Consider the following 5,965-nt stretch of genomic DNA (forward strand, 5'->3'; position numbering starts at 1 on the left):
ATGCCAAAATCAGCCGCCAGGTTATGTTGTCTACCCGCTCGGCTATAGCCACAAACGGGCAAGGGCATACTATCCATGATGTACCAGATTTGGCGTGTAATACCCAAGTGGCAAAGCATCATTTGCCGCATTAAGTTGGTGAGTTTAAANAAACCCTTGCTGCGTCGGTGAAAGCGGCTTCGCTCAATAAGTTGAGGGAACAAATGGCTATAATTGCGCTTAACGAAGCCATACCGCACCGGCGGCCCGGCACGCTGTCTCTGAATTAGTTACCATTTGATTAACCAACGCCAGTGTAATAACTTCGCTGTCGGAGAAAACCGCTTGGGGACCTGGTCTTTCAACCAAAAAGCCAATTTTCTGATAAAACTCATCGACATAATAATAAACAATGGTCAACATATCTTCCAGACTTCCTTCCTCTAGGGTATCTTTGAGTGACTCGATCATGGGGTGTCTATGTTTGGTTTGGCGACCTTTAGATACCCCTTTTCGGGTTAATTTCAAACTAATCTCTGATCACGAACTAGCACTACTGGTTCTTATTATACAAATATACGCAGTTTTACAGCGATTATTTCACGAGAAGCCAGGCGTCAGGGCAACTTGTCATGTTAACTTTTGGCTGTACCTCCCCATTCTGTACCTACTATATCCTTGGCCATCTTTTTGTAGATTTGACAATAAACCGTTCAGGCTGAAATGCACCGATGAAAGAACTGTTTTTTTAGTTGAAGAAGATCCGGAAGGGGGGTACACAGCCCAAGCTGTTGGGGAGAATATCTTTACGCAGGGAGAAACGATGGCTGAGTTAAAAGTCATGATTCGGGACGCGGTAGCCTGTCATTATGACTCAATCGAACAAAGACCTACCTTAATCCGATTGCATTTTGTGAAAGAGGAAGTGTTCGCCTTATGAAAATTCCACGTAGTCTGACCGGGCTGGAATTGATAAAACTTTTGAAACCGTTTGGCTATGAAGTGGTTCGGCAAACGGGCAGCCAGAAGTTGTGCCGTCATTACACCGGTTACCCATTCCGCCGGTAGCCACCGCCACCCTGTCCCCGGCCATTACCGTTACCCCGATTCCGTTCCTGGAAGGGGTCGCGGGGAGGGGTGATACCCGCGCCGAACTTACGCAGGTTGTAAACGAAACTCACCATGAAATACCGGTTCAGTACCCGGCTTCTTACTTCCTCCGTGTAGGTGTCGGTTACGTTCCGCACGATACTTTGATTCTGGTTCAGCAAGTCGAACGCCTGAAACCGTATCTCCCCCTGATTCAGCCTGAACAACTGCCGGGCTAGTGTAGCATTCCAAAGGGTGTACGACTGATTGTAACTGGCCGAACTGCCGCCGTAGTGGTTGTAATACACATTAGTAGAGAACGTAAACCTGAGGGGTAGTTGATAAAATACATCCAGCGTTACGGTCTGGTTCAGGAACGTCGTGTTTTGCTGGGGTTGCAGCGAATACTTCGCCGATTGCCAGTTGATATTCCCTCCCAGGTTGAGGTCCAGTTTCTCCGTAAAATTGGAGCTTATGCTTACTCCCTGCCCGATAAGCCAGTTTTTAGCCCGGTTCGACTGACTGTTTACGAAGCTCGTACCCGTATTGTAGGTCAGGTTGGTCGTCAGGTTCAGGTTGGCTTTCTGCTCACTGAACTTAATGGGTTGCCCGATCACAAACGAGCCGTTGACGGTATAGTAGCCATTGGTGTTGACGGGTCGGGTCGTCTGGGCACCCGACGGCGTAAACGTGGTTGAGTTGACAATCTTGTTATCCGTCCGGCTGGCGTTTAAAAAGACAAACAGATTCCGGAAGGTAGATGGCTCAAACCGGTTGAAGTTCAGCGAGATAGTATGACTGTATTCGGGTTGCAGGGCTGCATTGCCGAGTTGAATATTCAGTGGGTTTGTATTGTTGGGGACTGGCTGTAACTGACTGACCGATGGGGCATTGACGCGGGTACGGTAGTTGAACCGCAGTCGGCGGTTCTTGCCAAAATTGTAGGTAAACAGGGCGTTGGGCAGGATATTGGAAAAGGTCCGGTTTAGGGTGCTGTCTCGGCTGAGGTTATTGGAGTTCAGACTTGCCTGCTGCCCATCCACCCCAAACGCATAGGTGTATTTCAGCCGCCTGGTTTGCCAGGTTAGCCCCGCCCGGTTAGTTACGTAATCGTTCACAAACCGATTGGTGAGGGGTATATTGAGTAAGTCGTATTGCCGGGTCGACTCATTAAAATTATTGACGGTCCGGTTAGATGTGTTATGGTTATTCGAGAGGTTGTAATGAAATTCCAGCGTTTGCCGAAGCGATAGAGGTTCGGTATAACTAATGTTGACGCTGTTTGTCATCGAGCGCGTTAGCTGATTATTTAGCTGGTTGATGCGCTGCGTAAACAACCCGCTGCTATCTACACCGGTAATGGCCGTTCCTGAACCACTGGTAGTAGAAATGGGCGCGTTGGACCGGGCAAATTTGTTCTCTGACTGATTGATGCCGTCGTTATCCTGGTTGTTTATCGCTACGTTCCAGTTCACCGAAAACGTCCGGCCTGGTTTCCGAAACTTCCGGAACAGTAGCAGTGAGTTATTGCCCGTAAAGCCATTGCCCGTTGAGTTGTAGTTGGTTGTACTGGAGTTGGCTAGTACGCCCTCGGCACTCACAGTTTGCGACTGGCTCTGGTTGTTGTAGCTGGAATTCAGCCACGACAGACTCGGAATTACCCGAATGGTGGTCAGCGTGTCGAGTCGGTAATCGAGCCGCAGGTTGACCCGGTGATTGGTGTTGGTATTATCGGAGCCATTGGTTTTATTGGTAACAAAGGAGGAATCGACACGGGCGGGCGTTCCCGCAGTGCCGACGTTGGGCAGTACGTTCTGTCGACGGCTGCTCTGATTCGTGAGCGTGTTGGTATTGCTGGCGTTGTAGCTGCTCACCACGTCGATTTTTTTGCCCCAGCCGTCACGGTAGTTGATACCGGCCGCCCACGATTGGGTAATGGCGTTGCTGCCAACCTGCCCCTGATTGCTAACATTTCCGCCCCCCTGCCCACCGCGCACGACGTTTCCACCGCCCCCTCCACCACCGCCCTGGCCTTGTCCGGCTCCACCGAAGTTATTGCCAAGACCCAGGTCCTGGGCCGTAAAGCCCTGCTGATTGATGTTATTGGCCATGCCCAGCATCGAAATCTGCCGCCCGTTATTGAACTGGTTCAGGCTTACCCGACCCGAATAACGGGCGTCGTCACCGGGTTTGGGTCCGGCTCCAATGGACTGCTGCCCAAAGGAACCTTTGCGCTTGTCTTTTTTGGTGGTGATGTTGATGGTTTTCTCCCGGTCGCCATCGTCCACTCCTGAAAAAGCAGACTGTTCCGATGCCTGGTCAAAGAGCTGTACCTTGTCAATAATGTCGGCGGGAAGGTTACGGGTAGCCATTTTGGGGTCATTACCAAAGAACGGTTTACCATCCACCAGTACTTTTTGGACACTCTGCCCCTGCGCTTTTATATTCCCGTCGCGGTCTACTTCCACGCCCGGCAGTTTCTTGAGCAAGTCTTCCACCTGGGCGTTGGGGCGGGTTTTAAACGAACCGGCATTAAATTCTAGCGTGTCGCCCTTTACGGCAATGGGTGCTTTTTCGCCCTGTACCTCTACTTCCGTCAGTATTTGCGATGCCGATACCAGGTCAATCGCTCCAGCATCGGCATTGGGTTTTTCGCTGGTAACCGATACCCGTTTGGCGCGACTCTTGTAGCCCACGTAGGTGACCAATACCCGATATTGGCCGACCGCTATTTTTGGAAAAATGAACTTACCGTCCCCATCGGTAATGCCGAAGGAAACCAGCGATGAATCACGCGCTGAGAGCAGGGATACCGACGCTTCCATGAGCGGCTTCCGGGTTAGCGAGTCGACGACTGCACCACTGATCGTGCCTGCTGATTGAGCAACAGCCTGGTTAAATGTCAACCCACTTAGTAGCAGAAACAGAGGTAAGTACACCGTTAGGTTTTTTCTGGGCGAAACCATTATGTCGATTAAGAAATGATATAGTATTGAACACTCAGTAAAACTCATCGGGCATACGTAATTAACTCCTGTACTTGCTCCGGGGTAAGTCCAGTGGTCTGGATGAACTCCCCAGGTAAGAGGGGATTAGCCACAATGGGTAAGCCCGATTCACTTTGGCCCGAATCACAAACTGATCCTTTAACTGCTCATCAATGAAGCCAAACAAGTCTACATCATCAGGGCACCGATCTGGCAAATGACGAATAAGTAAGTCCCCCCACCTGAGTCTTGAGGGTTTTATCAACTCGCTCCAGTTGGTTGCTGACCAGTTCCTGAGCGTAAAAACTCCCGCCAGGACCCCGGAATGGTCGTCAGCGGTGGAATAAGCCGTTGCCTTCAGCAGGTGTAGGCGTTTGTCGACATCGCTGATAAGCAAGTTAGTAAATCCCGGCCGCCCCTACTTTGTTATGATTGCCTTAGGCCCGGATAAAAATCAGGATTCTCAGGCCCACAAAAAACGGTCGGCCGCTGCGGGTCGAGTAAAAGAAATGAGTTGACTATTCATTCAAATCTAAACAGCAATATGGGATTTTGCTATTTTATCGGTATTTACATTGCCAAAGACACGGCACTGGCACCCGGCCTTGATTGGGTCGTCTATACCCACAGGGGCTATAACGTAGTGTCCACAGCGTCAACACCCTGGCGGGCATCAAGACTGCTTTAGCCAAATTTAAGGTATTGTCTGGCAGTAACCTCCAACAAGCCGTGTTCGGTATAGAACATACCGGCATCGTGCGACGCCCACCTTTTAGAGTTGCCTGACCAACAAAAACTGGCCATCTGCCTGGAATCTTCCTGGCAGATCAAGCAGGCCGGAGGCATGGGATAAAACCGCTCTGGCGGCCCGGCGACAAGGTGGATGTCCAGCGTATCGCTCAATATGACCGCTCGGGCGACCCCGTATCGCTTTCGTGATCAGATGCGCCGGTGGCCGGGCGGCCGGTGCCGGGCTGGCCCGCGAGGTGCTGCAGAAATTGGCCTTTCTGACGGGCCCGCCCGAGCGGTGCGACTCGCCAACGACTCAATCAGGCGTATAACCTGCCGGACGTTCTGGTAGCTGAACCCCACAAATCATATCGATACTCAGTAGATATGTTACTTTGGCAGTCGCTAGAAAATCCACCGCATCTGGTTTATGGTGCGCCACGGTGAAGAATATGACAAAGATCATGCGCGAACACTTGCATAACTCATAGAGATAGGTGCGGTATTGAAGCCATTAACCAGCTGGCCGTCCAGACTACGAAGAGGCAGTTTCTGTGTATGGGGCTTGCGGATGTCGGAGCCGTCATGGATATGGATAACCTCTGCGCGCGCTAAAGATCGAGCCGATGCCAAAGTCGTCCGGGTGGTTTATTTATTTACCCGGGGGAAGCTGTTGACCAGTCCCCCGAAGAGTAAATTACGAAGTCGCTCGAATTGGCAGGCATCCTGGCGCATTGTCCAGAGCTGGGGCGGTTTTTCCTTCAAAAAGACCCCAGTAGGGACTGCGCATTTTTTTTACCCGTTTATCAGTCAGTTGGGCTACCAGGCCAGCCTGATACGTTTCTTTAGTCGGCATAACAGCCATCAAACGAGAAATGAGCGCAAATTTTCAAAAGCTATACTTTTACTAGGGTAATTGCATCAAAGGTTAAGTTGACTCAAGAGCGTTTTTAGATAAGCATCGTCACGGGCCGCTTTTTTGCGCTTGCGCTTGAGGCTCATCTTACTCGGTTCCCCTCGCAAGATGCCCAACGCTAATTTGCGAATCGTCGTCAAGTTGCGGGGAGCATGGTCTTTTCGCACTTGACAAGCATCTTCACCGAAAGTCATGTCCAACGGGGCCGCCCGCGCGGTGCCAATGTAACTCGTTTTCAATACTCCAGTGACGACGAATATAGCCC

General features: G+C 50.8%; 5 protein-coding genes. 1 reads left to right on the plus strand and 4 read right to left on the minus strand.

What is annotated here, in order from left to right:
- Positions 1-219: 219 nt before the first annotated feature.
- The 3 genes from B157_RS0109815 to B157_RS0109835 all read right to left on the minus strand — a co-directional run bounded on the left by B157_RS0109815 (position 220) and on the right by B157_RS0109835 (position 4,452).
- Positions 220-450 carry a hypothetical protein gene (locus B157_RS0109815; RefSeq protein ID WP_020602555.1) on the minus strand — a complete coding sequence of 77 codons (231 nt, stop codon included), beginning with the start codon at positions 448-450 and terminating at the stop codon, positions 220-222.
- A gap of 578 nt (positions 451-1,028) precedes the next feature.
- Positions 1,029-4,034 carry an outer membrane beta-barrel family protein gene (locus B157_RS0109830; RefSeq protein WP_020603168.1) on the minus strand — a complete coding sequence of 1,002 codons (3,006 nt, stop codon included), beginning with the start codon at positions 4,032-4,034 and terminating at the stop codon, positions 1,029-1,031.
- A gap of 61 nt (positions 4,035-4,095) precedes the next feature.
- The gene (locus B157_RS0109835) at positions 4,096-4,452 is read right to left on the minus strand and encodes a hypothetical protein (protein ID WP_020603169.1); all 357 of its coding nucleotides are present in this window, start codon (positions 4,450-4,452) and stop codon (positions 4,096-4,098) included.
- Between the two features lie 538 nt (positions 4,453-4,990).
- Between B157_RS0109835 and B157_RS40060 the strand changes: the two genes are divergently transcribed.
- Positions 4,991-5,116, plus strand: a complete 126-nt coding sequence (locus B157_RS40060; RefSeq protein WP_281168454.1) for a hypothetical protein — start codon at positions 4,991-4,993, stop codon at positions 5,114-5,116.
- Between the two features lie 589 nt (positions 5,117-5,705).
- Here the strand turns inward: B157_RS40060 and B157_RS39315 are convergent.
- Positions 5,706-5,965: hypothetical protein (locus B157_RS39315; protein ID WP_052646982.1), on the minus strand; the 260-nt coding region annotated here is incomplete at its 5' end.

Origin of the sequence: Spirosoma spitsbergense DSM 19989, from assembly GCF_000374085.1 — a bacterium.
Classification (GTDB): domain Bacteria; phylum Bacteroidota; class Bacteroidia; order Cytophagales; family Spirosomataceae; genus Spirosoma; species Spirosoma spitsbergense.

Excerpts from the sequence above, each read along its gene's own strand:
- B157_RS0109815 (WP_020602555.1), bottom strand. The coding sequence starts at position 450 with ATGATCGAGTCACTCAAAGATACCCTAGAGGAAGGAAGTCTGGAAGAT.
- B157_RS0109830 (WP_020603168.1), bottom strand. The coding sequence starts at position 4,034 with ATGGTTTCGCCCAGAAAAAACCTAACGGTGTACTTACCTCTGTTTCTG.